This is a genomic window from Deinococcus sp. LM3 (assembly GCF_002017875.1).
In the GTDB taxonomy this organism is placed as follows: Bacteria; Deinococcota; Deinococci; order Deinococcales; family Deinococcaceae; genus Deinococcus.
The window spans coordinates 594,137-610,556 of sequence record NZ_MUFV01000001.1 but is presented as its reverse complement, the minus strand read 5'-3'; the positions used below and the strand labels follow the sequence as shown (position 1 = coordinate 610,556).

Below are 16,420 nucleotides of genomic sequence, written 5' to 3'. Positions count from 1 at the left end.
TCAGAATGGAAGGGTTGTGACCCTCCGATCCCGCCTTCCCCTCCGCCCCGGCACCCTGCGCGCCGTGATCGCCGCGACCTTCTCGCTCGCCTGCGCCGAACTGATCCGTTCGGGCCTGTACCTGTCGTACCTGGGTCAGAGCATGCAGGCGCAGGACACGCTGGGCATCGCGCCGTCCGTGGTCGGGCTGGCCTGGGCGCTGCACGTCGGCGCGGACACCGTCATGCGCGGCCCGGCCGGCCTGATGATCGCCCGTTACGGCCTGCGCCCGGTCATGATCGCCGGCGCCCTGCTGAGCCTGATCGCCATGGCCCTGCTGCTGGTCGCGCAGGCCGGCTGGGTGCTGCTGCTGGCGGCCGCGCTGCACGGCGTGGGCTTCAGCACGGCGTGGCCCGGCGCGATGAACCTGACCGCCGACTCCACCCCGGACGGCGCGCAGGGCCGCGCGCTGACCGCCGTGTCCATGGCCGTCCTGCCGTTCATCGGGCTGGGGTACTTCGTGTTCGGGTTCCTGCGGGACTTCCCGGTGACCGGCGTGTTCCTGCTGTGCCTGGGCATGGTGGGCGTCTCGCTGATCAGCGCGTTCCTGCTGCCCGCCCACGCGGTCCGCGGCCCCGACCGCACCCGGCCGGAACCCGGCGAGCGGCGCGACATGCTGCGCCGGCTGCAACCCCTGATCCCGGCCGCGATCATGCAGACCGTCACGCTGTCGCTGTTCGGGCAGGTGCTGTTCAAGCTCACGGACGTGCTGGAACTCCCGTACTGGACCATGATCGCCGTGCTGGTCACGGGCGCCCTCGTCGCGTTCGGCACTCTGCCGTTCGTGGGCCGCGTCGCCGACCGGGGCCGCGCCCTGCTGACCCTGACCGGCGGGTTCGCCCTGATCGGCGTGGGCATGGCCGGCATCGCCACCCTGCCGCCCACCTGGGTGCTGTTCCCGCTGGCGGCGCTGGTCGGACTGGGCTTCGCCGGCGTGCAGCCCGGCTGGGGCGCCCTGGTGACCCGCACCCTGCCTGAGGGCCAGCGGCCCGCCGCATGGGGATTCCTGATGACCCTGGAAAACATCGGCACGGCCGTCGGACCGCTGCTGGGCACCCTGGCGTTCGCGCAGTTCGGTGCGCGCGGTCCGTTCGGGCTGGGAGCCGCGCTGGCCCTGCTGGCCGCCGCGTTCTACCTGCTGTTCCGCCACGCCTTCCCGGCCAGCGCCGCGCCCGCCGCCGCGCCGGCCTCCGGGGGGCCGTCCTGAACCGCCCGGCCACCCCGACCGTCCGGAGGGCCGCGGCGCTGCTGGCCGCGACCCTGCTGGGCAAACTGCTCCTGAGCGACCTGATCTTCCGCGCCGCCGGGCTGGGCGCCCTGGGCGCCGGTTCCCGCCACGTTCCCAGGGTCGCGCTGACCTTCGACGACGGCCCCGGCCCCCGCACCCCGGAGCTGCTGGCCGTCCTGGCCGCCCACGGCGCGCCCGCCACGTTCTTCGTGACCGAACCCGCCTGCCGCGCCCACCCCGACGGGCTGCGCGCCGTGCACGCGGCCGGGCATCAGGTCGAGGCGCACGGCTGCTGGCACCGCCACGCCCTGCGCCTGACCCCCTGGCAGGAGTGGGCGCAGATCGCGTGGCACCCCCGCGCCGGTCAGCGCGGCCCGCACCTGTACCGCCCCCCCTACGGCGGCCACAGCCCCCTGACCCGCCTGCTGGCCCACCTGACCGGCCGCCAGATTGCCCTGTGGGACGTGGAAAGCCGCGACTGGACCGCCCGGCCCGCCGCAGAACTGGCCGCCCACACCCTGGCCTGCACCCGCCCAGGCAGCGTGATCCTGCTGCACGACGGTCCCCAGGTCACGCCCGCCCTGCTGGGCGCCCTGCTGACCGGCCTACGCGAACGCGGCCTGAAGCCCGTCACCCTGAACGACCTGCACCCCCGCTGCATTGGCCTGAGAGAAGGCTGGGCGCGCCTGCGCGGCAGTTACGGGAGGTAGGGAGCAGGAACACGAAAAAGCCCTCTCCGTTGGGGAGAGGGTTGGGTGATACGGATTCCGATTGAATGGGCTGCAAAGCCCGTTCAATCCGAGCGAAGCGAGTGGGAGCAAAACGGGTTCCGGACGTGGAGCTGGCAATCCGGTGAAGTCCCGGATTGTCGGCGAAACAAACGGAACCCGTATGAGGGGTCCTTCAGCCGGGTTTGGTGACGCGGGTGCGGCCCGCCAGGGCGCGGCCCAGCGTGACCTCGTCGGCGTATTCGAGTGCGCCGCCCACCGGCAGGCCGTAGGCGATGCGGCTCACGACGGCGCCCAGGGGTTCGAGCAGGCGCTGGAGGTACAGCGCGGTCGCGTCGCCCTCGACGGTCGTGCCGGTCGCCAGGATGACCTCCTGGCCTGCCTGCACGCGCGGCAGCAGCGGCCGGATGTGCAGTTTGTCCGGGCCGACGCCGTTCATGGGGCTCAGCACGCCGTGCAGCACGTGGTACAGGCCACGGTACTCGCCGCTGCGTTCGATGGCGATCACGTCACCGGGTTCCTCGACCACGCAGATCAGGTCCTGGTCGCGGGTGGGATCGCTGCACACGTCGCAGCGGTCGGCGTCCGTGATGTTGAAGCACACGGGGCAGGTGTGCAGGTCCCGCTTGGCTTCCAGCAGCGCCCGCGAGAGCCGCTCGATGTCCTCGCGCGGCTGCTCGAACAGGTGGAACGCGAGCCGCTGTGCGCTTTTCGGGCCGATGCCCGGCAGGCGCGACAGTTCGCGGATCAGCGCCACCAGCGATGGAGGGTACTTCAAGTGCGCCTCAGAATCCGGGGATGCCCAGGCCGCGCGTGGCGTCCTGTTGCAGGGCGTCGGCCTTGGCGCCCGCGTCCTGCAGGGCCACCAGAATCAGGTCTTCCAGGGCTTCCACGTCGTCGGGGTCCAGCGCCTCGGGCTTGATCTTCAGGGCCGTGACCTTCCCGTGGCCGTTCATGGTGACGGTGACCAGTCCGCTGGCGCTGCCTTCCACGCTCTTGGCGGCCAGGTCGTCCTGGATCTTCGCGGCGGCGGCCTGCGCCTGCTGCATCTGCTTCATCAGCTTCTTCATGTCCATGACGCTCAGTCTAGCGGGCCGGGGCGGGGCAGAAGGTGGCGCGCGGCGCTGATGGGCAGAAACCGGCTTTACAGCGCGGGCGTGCGGGTGCCCTTGGCGCGGCGGTACAGTTGCGCGGGGCGGCCCACGCCGCTGCGGCGCTCGCCGCTGACGGTCAGGGTACCCTGCGACAGCAGCCGCTTGCGGAAGTTGCGTTTGTCCAGTTTGCGGTTCAGGATCGCCTCGAACACGCCCTGAAGCTCGGGCAGGGTGAAGGTGTCGGGCAGGAATTCCAGCGCCAGGTTCGCGTACTCCAGGCGCAGTTGCAACCGGGCCAGGGCGCGGTCCAGGATCGCCTGGTGATCGAAGGCGAGGCGGGGCGGGCGGTGCGCGCTGACCCACTCGGCGCCCAGGGTGTGCCCGCCGCCGCTGACGCTGACGGTGCCGTGCGGCAGGACCGCGAGGTGCGCGACGCTGACGATCCGGCCGCGCGGGTCGCGGTTGACCTCCCCGAACGTGAAGAACTGTTCGAGGTGGCGGGGTTCGAGTTCCACGCTGGTCTCGGTGCGCAGTTCGCGCAGGGCGGCCTCGTGCAGTTCCTCGCCGGGGTGGACGAAGCCGCCGGGCAGCGCCCAGTCGCGGGCGTGCGGCAGTTCGCCGCGTTGCACCAGCAGCACCATCAGTTCTCCGGCGTGCATGGCGAAGGCGGCGACGTCCACCGCGAGGCCGACCTGGGTGGCCTGCGGGGGAAGGGCGAGGCTGTTCATCCCTGAATGCTAGGGTTTGTGTCCCTGGTACGTCAAGGATAAGTGTCGCCTCCCTGCCTGCCGGACGCCTACGCCAGCGCGCTTCAGGTCAGGTTTTGGGTGGACAGCGGCAGCGGCCCGGCTGGCACGGTGGCCGGGGCTGGCCGCGCCGCGCGCGCCTCGGCCAGCGAGACCAGCACGTGCGCGCGCAGCAGTTCCGCCGTGCTCCACGCCTGGAAGGGGCAGCCGCCGGGCCGCAGCGAGTCCCCGGCGAACACCTCGGACACGTGCCCGATCCCGGCCTCCCAGACGTGCCCGGTCAGGCCTGCCAGGGCCGCGCGCGCCCGCCGCACCTCGCCGCGCGAGAGCAGCAGCTCCACGAACGCCGTCAGCGGCCACGGCCACACGGTCCCCTGGTGGTACGCGGCGTCGCGTTGCACCTGCGCGCCCCCGTAATTGCCCCGGTAACGGGCGTCCAGCGGCGAGAGCGTGTGCAGCCCGACCGGCGTGAGCAGTTGCGACTCGACCTCGCGGATCACGCGGTCCACCTGCGCGGGCGTGGTGGGCGTGTCCGGCAGCGCCAGCGCCAGCGCCACGTTCGGGCGCACGCTGCGGTCCGGGGTGCCGTCGGCGGCCAGCGTGTCGGCGTACGCGCCGCCCTGCCAGAAGGCCGGGAAGGACTCGCGCGCGCGGGCCAGGGCACCCACGTACTGCGGGCGTTCCCCCAGCGCGTCCGACAGCCGCGCCTCGGCGCCCAGCGCTGCCAGCCACAGTCCCTGCACCTCGACCGGCTTGCCGTGCCGGGGCGTGACTACCCAGCCCTCTATCTTCACGTCCATCCAGGTGAGCTGCACGCCCGCCTCGCCCGCCAGCAGCAGCCCGTCGCGGTCGTCGGCGCGGATGCCGTGATCCGTGCCGCGCAGGTGCCAGTCCAGCAGTTCCCGCAGCGCCGGCAGCGACGAGCGCGCAAACCCCAGGTCGCCGGTCACGCTCACGTAGCGTTCCAGTGCCACGGCCAGCCACAGCGCCCCGTCCACCGTGTTGAACCCGGCGCCGCCACCGTCGTCATGGAAGTTGTTGGGTGTCAGGCCCCGGCGCAGGCTGGCCAGGAACGTGCCCAGCAGGTCGCGCGCCTCGGCGTGCCGGCCGGTCAGCAGGGTCAGGCCCGTCAGGGCGATCATGGCGTCCCGGCCCCAGTCCGCGAACCACGGGTACCCGGCGATCACGGTCACGCCCGCCGGCCGTTCGCGCCGCACCAGGTAGGCGTCGGCGGCGACGGCCAGCGTGGCGACCAGTTCGTCGCGCACGCCGCTCGTGTCCTGCGCCCGCCGCGCCAGTTCACTCCGGCGCGCCGCCTCCTGCGCGTACGCCGCCCAGGGGTCCGTGACCGTGTGCCCGGCTGTCGCGGGCGTCATGCCCTGCACGACCAGCGCCGCGCGCCCCCCGCCCGCCGGGAAGCTGATCTCCCACAGGTCGCTGCCCAGCGTCACCTCGTGGTCCGGTTCGCCGCGCGCCGCGTCGTGCCGGTAGTACACCCGCTGCGGGTGCGGCTGCGGGGTCAGGGCGTCGATCACCGCGCCCGGCGCGTGCAGCGTGGCCCGCGTGACCGGCCCGCCCTCTGCACGGCCGTCCCCACTGCCGCCCCCACTGTCTTCCGGGCCGCGCACCGTCACCTCGCGCCCCCCGGCGCTGAAGTGCAGCGCCGGCACCCGCTCGTGTACGTGGTGCATGTCGCGGTTCACGAACAGCCCGCCCAGGCGCAGCGTGACCGGCTCGCGGCTCTGCACGTCGTACAGGAACACGGCCGCGCCGGAACCGGGCGGCATGAACACCCGCCGCCGCACCCGCACGCCCGCGAACAGCTGCTCACGCTCGGGCAGCAGGTCCCACACGGCCGCGCCGGTCAGCAGCTCCAGGCCCCGGCCCTCGAACACGCCGGGCGCGATCTCCAGTGCGTGCAGCTTCGCCTCGCGCCCCGCGACGTGCAGGGTTTCGAGCGGCGAGACGAACAGCGTGCGGCGGCGCACCGGCGGCTGCTCGCTGACCACCAGCCCCGAGTAGCAGCGGGTGGGCACGCCCGCCACGCTGCCCAGCGCAAAGCCGCCCAGCCCGTCGGTCAGCAGCACCTCCAGATCCGGGTCGCGGGCCGCCAGCGGACCGTACGTGTAGGCCGAGACGGGGCCGGGGGCGGCGGGACGGGCAGGGCCGGAAGTTGAGGAACCGCTCATGCTCACAGCATGGCAGAACCCCGGTGGGTCCGGCGCAACGAAGCCGCGTGGTAGACTGAGGTTCATTCGCCCGCGCACCGCGTGGGCACAGCCGCCCGGACGGCCAGCGTGCACCGGGCGCGTAAGAGGTGATGAACATAGCGAAAGAACACAAGGTCAACGAGCAGATTCGTGTGCGCCAGATCCGCCTGATCGGCGCGGAAGGCGAGCAGGTGGGCATTATTGACACTCGCGACGCCATGCAGATGGCCCGCGAGGCGAGCATGGACCTCGTGATGGTCAGCCCGCAGGCCGTGCCCCCTGTCTGCCGCCTGCTCGACTATGGCCGGTTCCGCTACGAGCAGCAGCAGAACGAGAAGGAAAACCGCAAGCGCGCCCGCGCCCAGGAAGTCAAGGCCATCAAATTCCGCGTGAAGATTGACGGCAACGACTTCAAGACCAAGACCGGGCACGTGCGCCGATTCCTCGAGGAAGGCCACAAGGTCAAGGTCACCATCATGTTCCGCGGGCGCGAACGCACCCACCCGGAACTCGGTGAGCGCATCCTGGTGCGCGTGGCCGAGACCCTGGCCGACATCGGCGCTCCCGAAGGAACCCCCAGCATGATGGGCATGGACATGAACATGATCATGGCCCCCAAGGCTGCCCCGGCTCCCAAGAAGGAACGCACGGACGACGCCCCGGCGGAAGGCGCGCCCACCACGGCCGCCGCCGCCCCGGCCGAAGCTCCCGCCAAGGCCGACGCGCCCGTCGCTGCTCCCAGCGAAGCCGCCAGCGCCTGACCCCCGGTCAGACCACCCACCGCTGAGCATTGACCCAGCACAGAACGCGCGGCCTGCCCTGTACCGGGGTGGGCCGCGTTTCTGTCGGGACGAACGGCGCGTATGAATGGACGCTCAGTGCGCGGGTGGCCCGTATTGTTGCCCGCACCTCAATCCACCGGATGCTTTATTTTATAAACTGATGTGCGATTCGGGCTGGGCCACCCCAGCCCCCCACCCCAAGGAGAACCCACCATGATCAAGATGTACACGACCAGCTGGTGCCCCGACTGCCACGCCACCAAACGCGCCCTGACCAGCAAGGGCCTCGCCTTCGAGGAAATCAACATCGAACAGGACGACCAGGCCGCCCAGTACGTCATGAGCGTCAACGGCGGCAAACGCAGCGTTCCCACCCTCGTCCACGGCGACGTGGCCGCCAGCCTCAGCGGCTTCCGCCCACAGAAACTCGACGCCTTCCTCGCCGAAGCCGGCCTGTAAGACACGTCGAAAGGAGAAGGTTGATGGTTGATGGAGGACACCCCTCTATCAACCATCAACTTTTGACCATCACCCCTTGCGCAGTCGGGCGGCCCCGCGCGCGGTCACCACGCCGTCCTCTGTCACCGTGTACGCCCAGACGGTCAGTGCGTCCGGCGTGATCTCCAGGCGCAGGAAGCCCGGCTGACCGTACGCCGCGAAAGCCGCTGGGCGCGTCCCGACCGGACCACCCCCCACCTCGCCCGCCGCGCCCGACACGGCCGTCCACGTGCCCGCGCAACCCGGCTGCGGCGCGAAGACCTCCAGCGCGTGCACGTGCCCGCTGAGAATCACGTCGGCCACACCGCACGCCGCGCCGTACAGGTCCCGCACCGCGCCGCCCCGCTGGAACGTCAGCGGCAGGTCGTCATACCGCCCGGCGTCCCCGTGCCGCCCGTTACTGAAGGGCGGATGATGCCCCAGCACCAGCCGCCAGCGCGCCCCGCTGCCCCGCACCGCACCCGACAGCCACGCCCGCTGAGCAGCGTCCCACGCGCCACCCGGCCGCTCCGCAGGGCGCAGGCCCGGCAGGTACGCGGCCAGCGGCGCCGTATCCACCGCGAAGAACTCCGCCAGCGCCCCGACCGGTGCGCGGTACGAACGGCCCGGCATCACCCACTGCGCGTTCAGCCGCGAGTACGCCACCTGAACCTCCGCGCCACGTGCATCGGCGCCGTCACCGCCCACCAGCCACGACTCGTCATGATTGCCCGGCACCATCAGGAACGGCACGCCCAGCGGCCCGTACACGTCCGCGAACCGCTCCCGGAACAACCGTGAATTCACGTCCTTCGGCCCGGCCGGGTAGAAGTTATCCCCCAGCCCCACCCCCAGGTCGCAGCCCTCCCGCGCGCAGACCTCCCGCATGGCCGCCGCCACCCGCCGCTGCACGTCCGTCCCCGTGCCCTGATCCCCCATCACCAGCACCCGCAGCCGCTCAGCGGGCAGGGCCGGGAGCGCCGCCTGCACGTCCGGTACGGTCATGGTGCCCGTCAGAGCAGGCGCGCACGCTCCCAGCGTGACCCCCAGCAGCAGACCCAGCGCACCCCTCCACAAAGTTGGCAGCATGACCGCAATGTGACGCTTAGAGTGTTCTCACGCAACAGCCAGGAGGGAACCATGAACGACTACATCAACGCCATCCGCAACAACTACGTCAACTTCCAGGGCCGCGCCCGCCGCCGCGAATACTGGATGTACACCCTGATCAACAGCATCATCACGTTCGTGCTGGCCATCCCGATCTCCGGTGTCCTGATGGGCCTGGCCATGCAGACCGACGCGGGCATGGACCCCAGCGCCGCCCTGACCGGCAGCACCCTGATCTTCGCCGCGATCTACGCGCTCTACGCACTCGCCACCTTCATTCCCAGCCTCGCCATCGCCGTGCGCCGCCTGCACGACACCGGCAAGAGCGGCTGGTGGTACCTGCTGAACCTCGTGCCCTTCGGCAGCCTCGTAATCCTCGTCTTCATGGTCCTCGACAGCGAAGGCGGCAGCAACAAATGGGGCCCCAACCCCAAAGGCGTGACCGACGGCGCCCCTGTCCCCGCGCAGAACTGGTAAATCCACCCGGCGGGTGAATGCCCTGCTCTCTCATCTGAGGCAACGGGGCATTCATCTTTTACTTATTCTTTGCACATGAAAGATTCTTTGCACGTGAATGAAGTCGTCGAAGCCGTCACCAAGAAGTACGCGCAGTTTACCGGCCGCGCCCGCCGTCGCGAATACTGGATGTTCACGCTCATCTACGGCGCGACCAATATCATCCTCACCGCGCTGGATAACTCACTTGGACTCAGTACCGGTAACACCCTGAATGATGTCGGTGTGTTCTCGGGGCTGTTCGCACTGGCGATGCTGATCCCTCATCTGGCCGTCAGCGTCCGCCGCCTGCACGACACGGAGCGCTCCGGCTGGTGGATGCTGCTTGGCCTGATCCCGTTTCTCGGCTGGATTTTCCTGATTGCCTTCATGGCGACGGACGGGGAAGCTGGCCGCAACAAGTGGGGACCCGACCCCAAAGGCGTGACCGACGGCACTCCTGTCCCCGCGCAGAACTCCGTGCAGAACTGGTAAGCCTCCGCCCCGAACGCCGCTTCCGGTCACCCGGGGCGGCGTTCGGGCGTGGGTGCCGCACCTGCGCCCTGCCGGGACTGCGCGCACCGTTACGCTGAGGGCATGATCAGAACGTCAGGAATGATGCGTGCCGCCCTACTCCTGGGCTGGTTTGGGCTGGGCTGGGCGGGCGGCGCACACGCCGCAGACTGGAGTGTCGGCGCGCAGGTCGCGGGCGGCAACGCTGTCAGCGGATCCGGCGCGGCCGTCGCCGAGGGAGGCGTGCAGGTCGCCGTGACCGGCACGCTCCTCGGCACGGCCGGCGCGGTGCGCGGCACGCTGGAACTGAACGCCGCCACACCCGCCGCGTTCAGCCGCGCGCTCGTGCGCGTGGACGCCACGTACCTGCGCCCCAGCGGCAACTGGTACTACGGGGTGGGGGTGGGGTCGGGCGTCAGTCTGGACGTGTGGACGTCCAATTCCGGGTTGCCGGACGCGCTGCTCTCACCGGTCGCACTGGCCAACGCGCACGCGCTGGTGGGCTGGCGCGGCCCCGGCGTGAACGTGGAAGGCATCGTGCGGGCCGGACCGACCAGCCTGATCGGCCTGCGCGTTCTGGTGCCGCTGCGCTGATGCGGTGCGGTTCGTGACCCTGACCACGCATGTCACGCCCCGCGCGGCCCTCACGCCGGAACTGGAGGCCGGGCTGCGGCGTCGTACCCGCACTTCGCGGACTTCTGGGAGGGCACGTCGTACTGGGGCAGCGAACCGGAGTGGCACCTGTGGCTGGCCGACCCGGCTGGAGTGCCGATGGCTCAGATGGGATTCGGGCGGCGTGTAGCGCAGATCGGCGGGCGTGACGTGACCATCGTGGGAGTCGGCGGGGTCGCCACGCACCCCGCATTCCAGCGCCGGGGGGTGGGCCACCGCCTGCTGCGCGACCTGCACGCCTTCCTGCTGACCCTCCCGGACGTGGAATTCGCGTTCCTGCAATGCCGTGAGGAGGTCGCGCCGTTCTACGAGCGCGGCGGCTTCACCCGCGTGCCGAACGCCGCCCGTTACCTCGACCCCGACGAAGGGCACTGGGTCACGGACGCCGGGCCCACCCTGATCCTGCCCGTGCACGGGGCCCTGGGGGACTGGCCGGTGGGGGAGAGGGTGAACCTGCGCGGGCTCCCGTGGTGAGTGGACAGGACCGGATCAACTCCCGGCTGGGGGGACAGCCTGGGGCACCGTGCCGGTGCTGAACCAGTCGATCAGCGCCTGCGGGTCGCTGGGTGTCAGGTAGTACTCCCGGTCGTGGTGGGTGAGAATCACGGCCTGCCCTGGGCGTGCGGCGCCCGCTGCGGCCTGGATCTTCCCGCCGGTTCCGGCGCGGCTGATGAACGTGCCAGTGTAGTAACCGGGCGTGGCGGTCCCGAACAGCCGCGCGCCCAGGGGGGTGTGCGTCAGGGCGGCGCGGGTGTCGTGCCGGGGGAACCGCAGGGTGGTCGCGGCAGTCCGGACGGTCAGGGTGTCACCGTCCAGCCGGTAGGTCAGGCGCGGCCGGGCGAGCAGCAGAACAGCGATGGGCAAGAGCGGGAGCAGGAGCAGCAGCGTCCAGTCGGGTCTGGCGGGGCGGGCGGGCCGGAAGATGCCGTTCTCTCCGGCCTGCCAGGAGCGCAGCAGCGCCTGCGGGTCGGCGGGCGTCAGGACGGTGGGCGGCCGGGTGGCGAACACCAGCGCCGAGCGCCCCTGCGAACCGTCGCTGAACACCTGGGCACGACCGGTGGGCGTGCGGAACAGGCCGACCGTGTACCCCGGCAGGGCGCTGCCGATGACCTTGCCGCGCAGTGTGATGGCCCGAGACTGAACCGGCGTGCCGGGCGGAATGACCACCCGTGCGCCCAGCGACCGCGCCGTGAGCGTGCCGCCCTGCACCGAGTACACCGGCAGCCTCAACACGGGCGGGAGCAGCAGCAGGGCTGGCAGGATCAGCAGGGGAAGGAGCAGCAGCAGGCGCGCGGCGGGCCACCACCGCGGCGTTTCCTCGATGTGTACGGGCAGCAGGGTCATGCCGTTCAGTACGTGCCGCGTGCGTCTCTGGTTGCCGCTGCGTGCTCCCGGGCGCTATCCTGCCCCCATGAAGCTTCCCGCCCGTCACTCCGGTCTGGTGATGCGTGGCGTGGGGCTGCACCGAATGCCGCTGTTGCCCGGACTGGTCACGCGAACTCTCAGCGCCTGAGAACCCACTTTCCGTGGTTTTCAGGCGTTCTGCTGGGTGTGGTCAGACCGGGCTTTCTCTATGGACGCTGGTGGGCGCTGAAGGCGACCTGCCAGGAAAGAGGTTGATATGCACGTAGTTCTTCCCGACGGTAAACAACTGGAACTCGCTCAGGGCGCCACCGCGCTGGACGCCGCGCGCGCCATCGGTGAACGCCTTGCCGGTGACGCCGTGGCCGCCACCGCGAACGGTGAACTGGTGGACCTGATGACGCCCCTGCCCGACGGCGCGGCCATCACGCTGATCACCAAGAAGAACCCGGGCGACGCCGCCCCGCTGTTCCGGCACTCGCTGGGCCACGTCATGAGTCAGGCGGTCGGCGAGTACTACCGCGCCAAGGGGTACGCGGACGACCAGATCAAGCGCGGCGTGGGCCCCAGCATCGAGAACGGCTGGTACCAGGATTTCGACCTGCCCGAACCCATCAAGGAAGAGGACCTGCCGGAAATCGAGAAGGTCATGCGGGACATCATCAGCCGGAACCTGCCGTTCACGCGCCGCGAGATCACGCGCGCCGAGGGCCTCGCGCAGTTCCCGCACGACCCGTACAAGCAGGAACTCATCGCGGGCCTCCCCGAGGACGAACCCATCACCTTCTACACCCAGGGTGACTACACGGACCTGTGCCGTGGGCCGCACTTCCCGAGCACGGGCCGTCTGCCCGGCGCGTTCAAGCTCATGAGCACGTCCGGCGCGTACTGGCGCGGCAACGAGAAGAACCCTATCCTCCAACGCGTGTACGGCGTGGCGTTCGCCAGCCAGAAGGAACTCGACGAGTACCTGCACGCCCTGGAAGAAGCCAAGCGCCGCGACCACCGCAAACTCGGCAAGGAACTCGAACTGTTCACCATCGACCCCATGGTCGGCAAGGGCCTTCCGCTGTGGCTACCGAACGGCACGGTCCTGCGCGAGGAACTCACCGCGTTCCTCAAGGAACAGCAGTTCAAGCGCGGCTACCAGGGTGTCATCACGCCCAACATCGGGAACCTCGACCTGTACCGCACCAGCGGCCACTACCCGTACTATGCCGAGTCGCAGTTCAACCCCATCGAGGTCGATGACGAGCAGTACATGCTCAAACCCATGAACTGCCCGCACCACGTGCGCATCTACGGCAGCAAACCCCGCTCCTACCGCGACCTGCCGGTCCGACTGGCGGAATTCGGCACGGTGTACCGTTACGAGCAGAGCGGCGAACTGAACGGCCTGACCCGCGTGCGCGGATTCACGCAGGACGACGCGCACATCTTCTGCCGCCCGGATCAGCTGAAAAGGGAATTCCTGGACGTCCTCGACCTGACGGTGCTGGTCCTCAAGACCTTCGGCATGACCGACGTGCGCTTCCGCGTCGGCACCCGCGACCCAGAAAGCGACAAGTACGTCGGCGACGAGGCCAACTGGAACCTCGCCGAGAGGCAGATCATCGAGGCCGTCGAGGAAGTCGGCCTGCCGTACACCATCGAACCCGGCGACGCCGCCTTCTACGGCCCCAAACTCGACTTCGTCGTCAAGGACGTCCTGGGCCGCGAATGGCAGCTCGGCACCATCCAGGTCGACTACAACCTCCCTGAACGCTTCGACATCAGCTACGTCGGCGAGGACGGCCAGGACCACCGCCCCATCATGATCCACCGCGCCCCGTTCGGCAGCGTCGAACGCTTCACCGGCATCCTCATCGAACACTACGCCGGGGACTTCCCGCTGTGGCTCGCGCCCCGCCAGATCATGATCATCCCCATCGCCGACCGCCACAACGACTACGCCTGGGCGCTGCGGGACGAACTGCACGCCGCCGGCCTGCGCGCCGAAGTCGACGACTCCTCAAACCGCATGAACGCCAAGGTCCGCACCGCCGAACTCAGCAAGATCCCCGTCATGCTCGTCGTGGGCGACAAGGAACAGGAAGGCCGCGAAGTCAGCGTCCGCGAACGCACCCCAGACGGCCTCAAGGAACGCAAGGGCGTGGGCTTCGACGACCTGAAAGCCGAACTGCTCACGCGCTACAAGACCCGCAGCTGAGGCTGAACCGCAACAGAAACGCCCGGTCCCTGAAGGCCGGGCGTTGTCATTCATCAGCGATTGAACGTCAACGGGGTCAGGTCAATGGATGCATCCGTTCGGTCGGGCAGCGCCACGAGGATGGCCGGGAAGCTACTGGTATCTGCCCTGAGCCAGTCGTTCATGTTCGACTTGAGGGTCAGGTCAACGACCCTCATAGCGTGCGGTATGCGGACAGGAAGGTTAACCGTCCCCTGATCGCTGACTGGCAACGTGAACGAGAAGAACATGGGTGCCGAATACTTCCGTTTGTCCGACCAAGAGGTTCCGTTGAGCTGGAACCGGACGAGTAATCCCACATTCCGCGCAGTCGTCTCGACGTGGCGTGCGCTCCATGTAATCTCTGATGAAGCGCTCGAATACGCAATCACGCTGGGCTCATTCTGTGGCGTGGGCGCAGTCGGGCTAGACCAGAGGTGGCGGGGCAATTTGCTGAGGCTACGGGTGAGTTGCGGCACGTAGAACATGGCGGCGATCTCTCTGGTCCATGCGTCAGGGAAAGCTTTTCCTTGCAGTTTCACCTGTTGTCCGTCCAATTCAAGTGGCCACCCTGCCTCGCTCATGCAGACCAGCAGGGCGGAAGGATTGACGTAGGCGACGGTCGGCATGCCAGAAAGCAGGTAGCGGGGTTGATCGGCGGCCATGGACGTCATGGGTCTCTTGCAGTTCCAAGAGTTTTCTGATGAGCCGATGCTTGCGGTTGGGAGTGCTGCATTCCGTAATTCCCACGACTCGCCGTGGTGCCGGAGTTGAATGCCGTATGGCTTCAGCTGAGAGTTCGCCTCCCGGACGGTCAGGTAACCCGCTGCACGGAGTTCGCGGATGGGTTGAGTGGTCGTACTGTTGAATGGATCAGTCCGTGCATACAGCAATTCCGGCACGGGCCACAGCAGCAGGGTGGCGAGTGCGAGGAGTGCGGCGGCACTCAGGGCGGGGTGGACGTGTTTTCCGGCACGCAGGCTGCGGGCGACGGTGGGGGCGGGGCCGAGTTCCTGCATGGCCTGGGTGCGGGCCTGTTCGGGACTCAGGCCGGTCAGGGTGAGTTGCCGGCTGCGTTCGGTGATGTGGTCGAGCAGTTCGGTCTGGGTCTCCTGGCGCTCCTTGCCACGCAGGCCGCGGGTGGCGTTGCGGACGTACTGCTGTTCGGGGCTCATGCGAATTCCAGGTAGGGGCGCAGGGCGCTGGCGTGGGCGCGTTGCGCGTCGCGCTGGTGGGTCAGTTCGGTGTGGCCGGTGGGGGTGAGGTGGTAGTACTTGCGGGGGGGACCGCCGGTGTCGCTGGGGCGGGTTTCGGCGCGGATCAGGGCGCGTTTTTCCAGGCGGTGCAGGGCGGGGTAGAGGGTGCCTTCCTTGAAGTTGAAGTGACCGCCTGTGCGCTGCTGGACGTCCTGGATGATGCGCAGGCCGTAGAGGGGACCGTGTTCGAGGCTGGCGAGGAGCAGGAAGTCCAGGGTGCCGCGCAGCAGATTGCCGTCCGCGTTGCTACTTTGCATGACTACATAGTGATGCAAAGTAGAGGCGGGAGTCCATACCCCCGCCGGTGGTGTGATCCGCCCGAAGCGGGCCGACCCTGATTACCGGAACAGTTTCAGCCGCGCGTCGATCAGCGTGGCGGCGCCCGGTCTGGCGGTCGTGACGGCGCGGACGCGGGCCAGTTCGGCTGTGTCTGAATAATCCGTGAGTTTCATGCCGTTCAGGAACACGGTCGGCGTGCCCTGCACGTTCACTGCCATCCCGGCTTTCATCTGGGCTTCCACGTCGGCCCGGAAGGTCCGCTGCCCCACGCAGGTCTTGAAGGCTGCCGTGTTCAGCCCGGCGGCCTTGGCGTAGCCGGCGTACTTGGCAGGAGCGTCTTTCGGGTCCAGCGGCGTCCAGGCCGCGAAGTTGGCGAACAGTTGATCTGCGAAGGGCATGAAGCGTCCCTGCGCGGCGGCGCATTCGCTGGCCTCGGCGGCGCCCTGCGCGTTGCGGTGGAACGACAGCGGAAACTCGTAGTGTACGACCCGGTACGTGGCGGGAGCCGCCCGCCAGTCGCGCATGGAGGTGTCCCACAACTGCTTGCAGTACGGACACTGGAAGTCACTGAAGATCCGCAGGACGTTCGGCGCGCCGACCGAGCCGGCGGCGGCCTTGACGGGCGGGAAGGCGCTGTCCGGCCAGACTTTCATGGCGACGTACCCCAGGTAGCGGGTCGAGTTGCCTTCCCCGGTGACTTTCAGGGCGATCAGGTCGGTGCCGGCGTCGTCCGTCAGGTCCACGAAGCCGGTGCGGGCGGCGGTCAGCAGTTGCGGGTTCGAGAGGTTCTGCGTGAGTTTCGGCAGGTCCTTCTCGGCGACGTTCCAGCCGGCAGCGACGCCACGGGTCAGGCCGTCCACGGAGTCGGATTCCACGAACACCCCCACCACGCGTCCGCCTGCCACGTCCGGCGTGACGCGGGTGGCGCCGCTGACCAGGGCGCTTCCCTGCGCCGTGAAGCCTTTCAGGGCCGGCTGGGCGGCCAGTTCGGCGGGGGTTCCCATCAGTTGGGCCTGCGCGCCGCCCAGGATCAGCGAGGCTGCCAGGGTCACGGCGCGGGCCGTCGTTCGCATGTGTTCAGGGTTCACCGGATCAGTCTAGGGCCCGGCCGGTCGGGTGTGTGGCGGGTGTGCGTGCCCGGCCTGGAAGGCGTGCCGGTGCGCTTCCGGGGACTTCTTGCGCCCGCGTGTGATGCCCCTGTT

17 protein-coding genes and 1 pseudogene are annotated in these 16,420 nt (G+C 69.3%); 9 read left to right on the top strand and 9 right to left on the bottom strand.

Annotated features, from left to right (window positions below; all coding sequences use genetic code 11):
- Positions 1–16: 16 nt before the first annotated feature.
- Both BXU09_RS02835 and BXU09_RS02830 read left to right on the top strand, forming a co-directional pair.
- Positions 17–1,246, top strand: coding sequence for an MFS transporter (locus BXU09_RS02835; RefSeq protein ID WP_240500967.1), 1,230 nt, complete (start codon positions 17–19; stop codon positions 1,244–1,246).
- On the top strand, positions 1,243–1,977 hold the full coding sequence (locus BXU09_RS02830) for a polysaccharide deacetylase family protein (protein ID WP_240501306.1): 735 nt from the start codon (positions 1,243–1,245) through the stop codon (positions 1,975–1,977). The genes BXU09_RS02835 and BXU09_RS02830 overlap by 4 nt, the downstream gene beginning before the upstream one ends.
- Positions 1,978–2,170: 193 nt before the next feature.
- On the opposite strand, the gene recR is transcribed toward BXU09_RS02830, so the two are convergent.
- The 4 genes from recR to BXU09_RS02810 form a co-directional block, all read right to left on the bottom strand.
- A complete protein-coding gene (gene recR, locus BXU09_RS02825; protein WP_055362193.1) occupies positions 2,171–2,773 on the bottom strand; it encodes a recombination mediator RecR in 603 nt (200 codons plus the stop codon).
- A gap of 7 nt (positions 2,774–2,780) precedes the next feature.
- Entirely contained in the window at positions 2,781–3,071 is a 291-nt protein-coding gene (locus BXU09_RS02820; protein ID WP_055362194.1) for a YbaB/EbfC family nucleoid-associated protein, read from the bottom strand.
- A gap of 68 nt (positions 3,072–3,139) precedes the next feature.
- Complete coding sequence (locus BXU09_RS02815; protein WP_078300475.1) at positions 3,140–3,817, bottom strand: NUDIX domain-containing protein; 678 nt, start codon at positions 3,815–3,817, stop codon at positions 3,140–3,142.
- 83 nt (positions 3,818–3,900) lie between these two features.
- On the bottom strand, positions 3,901–6,024 hold the full coding sequence (locus BXU09_RS02810) for an amylo-alpha-1,6-glucosidase (RefSeq protein WP_078304649.1): 2,124 nt from the start codon (positions 6,022–6,024) through the stop codon (positions 3,901–3,903).
- A 128-nt stretch (positions 6,025–6,152) separates the two neighbouring features.
- Between BXU09_RS02810 and infC the strand changes: the two genes are divergently transcribed.
- Both infC and BXU09_RS02800 read left to right on the top strand, forming a co-directional pair.
- The gene (gene infC, locus BXU09_RS02805) at positions 6,153–6,806 is read left to right on the top strand and encodes a translation initiation factor IF-3 (RefSeq protein WP_055362195.1); all 654 of its coding nucleotides are present in this window, start codon (positions 6,153–6,155) and stop codon (positions 6,804–6,806) included.
- Positions 6,807–7,040: 234 nt separating this feature from the next.
- Positions 7,041–7,286 (top strand): glutaredoxin domain-containing protein, encoded by a 246-nt coding sequence (locus tag BXU09_RS02800; RefSeq protein ID WP_055362196.1) that lies wholly within the window; start codon positions 7,041–7,043, stop codon positions 7,284–7,286.
- 69 nt (positions 7,287–7,355) lie between these two features.
- Here the strand turns inward: BXU09_RS02800 and BXU09_RS02795 are convergent, their stop codons facing one another.
- A complete protein-coding gene (locus tag BXU09_RS02795; protein ID WP_078300473.1) occupies positions 7,356–8,393 on the bottom strand; it encodes a metallophosphoesterase in 1,038 nt (345 codons plus the stop codon).
- A gap of 51 nt (positions 8,394–8,444) precedes the next feature.
- On the opposite strand from BXU09_RS02795, the gene BXU09_RS02790 reads away from it, so the two are divergent.
- The 4 genes and pseudogenes from BXU09_RS02790 to BXU09_RS02775 form a co-directional block, all read left to right on the top strand.
- Positions 8,445–8,891: a DUF805 domain-containing protein gene (locus BXU09_RS02790; RefSeq protein WP_078304647.1), complete on the top strand. Its 447-nt coding sequence runs from the start codon at positions 8,445–8,447 to the stop codon at positions 8,889–8,891.
- A 75-nt stretch (positions 8,892–8,966) separates the two neighbouring features.
- Positions 8,967–9,404, top strand: a complete 438-nt coding sequence (locus BXU09_RS02785; RefSeq protein ID WP_078300471.1) for a DUF805 domain-containing protein — start codon at positions 8,967–8,969, stop codon at positions 9,402–9,404.
- A gap of 102 nt (positions 9,405–9,506) precedes the next feature.
- Positions 9,507–10,016, top strand: coding sequence for a hypothetical protein (locus tag BXU09_RS02780; protein ID WP_144011949.1), 510 nt, complete (start codon positions 9,507–9,509; stop codon positions 10,014–10,016).
- A gap of 102 nt (positions 10,017–10,118) precedes the next feature.
- Positions 10,119–10,568 (top strand): annotated as a pseudogene (locus tag BXU09_RS02775) (GNAT family N-acetyltransferase); the annotation flags it as partial.
- Positions 10,569–10,583: 15 nt separating this feature from the next.
- Here the strand turns inward: BXU09_RS02775 and BXU09_RS02770 are convergent.
- Positions 10,584–11,438, bottom strand: a complete 855-nt coding sequence (locus BXU09_RS02770; protein WP_078300465.1) for a PH domain-containing protein — start codon at positions 11,436–11,438, stop codon at positions 10,584–10,586.
- A gap of 277 nt (positions 11,439–11,715) precedes the next feature.
- On the opposite strand from BXU09_RS02770, the gene thrS reads away from it, so the two are divergent.
- Complete coding sequence (thrS, locus tag BXU09_RS02765) at positions 11,716–13,665, top strand: threonine--tRNA ligase (RefSeq protein WP_078300463.1); 1,950 nt, start codon at positions 11,716–11,718, stop codon at positions 13,663–13,665.
- 53 nt (positions 13,666–13,718) lie between these two features.
- Here the strand turns inward: thrS and BXU09_RS20070 are convergent, their stop codons facing one another.
- From BXU09_RS20070 to BXU09_RS02745, 3 genes are all read right to left on the bottom strand, one after another.
- A complete protein-coding gene (locus tag BXU09_RS20070) occupies positions 13,719–14,858 on the bottom strand; it encodes a permease prefix domain 1-containing protein (protein ID WP_144011947.1) in 1,140 nt (379 codons plus the stop codon).
- Entirely contained in the window at positions 14,855–15,196 is a 342-nt protein-coding gene (locus BXU09_RS02750; protein ID WP_078300458.1) for a PadR family transcriptional regulator, read from the bottom strand. The genes BXU09_RS20070 and BXU09_RS02750 overlap by 4 nt, the downstream gene beginning before the upstream one ends.
- Before the next feature lie 81 nt (positions 15,197–15,277).
- The gene (locus BXU09_RS02745) at positions 15,278–16,306 is read right to left on the bottom strand and encodes a thioredoxin domain-containing protein (RefSeq protein WP_230286641.1); all 1,029 of its coding nucleotides are present in this window, start codon (positions 16,304–16,306) and stop codon (positions 15,278–15,280) included.
- Positions 16,307–16,420 lie beyond the last annotated feature (114 nt).

Excerpts from the sequence above, each read along its gene's own strand:
- BXU09_RS02820 (WP_055362194.1), bottom strand. The coding sequence starts at position 3,071 with ATGGACATGAAGAAGCTGATGAAGCAGATGCAGCAGGCGCAGGCCGCC.
- BXU09_RS02815 (WP_078300475.1), bottom strand. The coding sequence starts at position 3,817 with ATGAACAGCCTCGCCCTTCCCCCGCAGGCCACCCAGGTCGGCCTCGCG.
- BXU09_RS02810 (WP_078304649.1), bottom strand. The coding sequence starts at position 6,024 with ATGAGCGGTTCCTCAACTTCCGGCCCTGCCCGTCCCGCCGCCCCCGGC.
- BXU09_RS02800 (WP_055362196.1), top strand. The coding sequence starts at position 7,041 with ATGATCAAGATGTACACGACCAGCTGGTGCCCCGACTGCCACGCCACC.
- BXU09_RS02795 (WP_078300473.1), bottom strand. The coding sequence starts at position 8,393 with ATGCTGCCAACTTTGTGGAGGGGTGCGCTGGGTCTGCTGCTGGGGGTC.
- BXU09_RS02790 (WP_078304647.1), top strand. The coding sequence starts at position 8,445 with ATGAACGACTACATCAACGCCATCCGCAACAACTACGTCAACTTCCAG.
- BXU09_RS02785 (WP_078300471.1), top strand. The coding sequence starts at position 8,967 with ATGAAAGATTCTTTGCACGTGAATGAAGTCGTCGAAGCCGTCACCAAG.
- BXU09_RS02780 (WP_144011949.1), top strand. The coding sequence starts at position 9,507 with ATGATCAGAACGTCAGGAATGATGCGTGCCGCCCTACTCCTGGGCTGG.
- BXU09_RS02770 (WP_078300465.1), bottom strand. The coding sequence starts at position 11,438 with ATGACCCTGCTGCCCGTACACATCGAGGAAACGCCGCGGTGGTGGCCC.
- thrS (WP_078300463.1), top strand. The coding sequence starts at position 11,716 with ATGCACGTAGTTCTTCCCGACGGTAAACAACTGGAACTCGCTCAGGGC.
- BXU09_RS20070 (WP_144011947.1), bottom strand. The coding sequence starts at position 14,858 with ATGAGCCCCGAACAGCAGTACGTCCGCAACGCCACCCGCGGCCTGCGT.
- BXU09_RS02750 (WP_078300458.1), bottom strand. The coding sequence starts at position 15,196 with ATGCAAAGTAGCAACGCGGACGGCAATCTGCTGCGCGGCACCCTGGAC.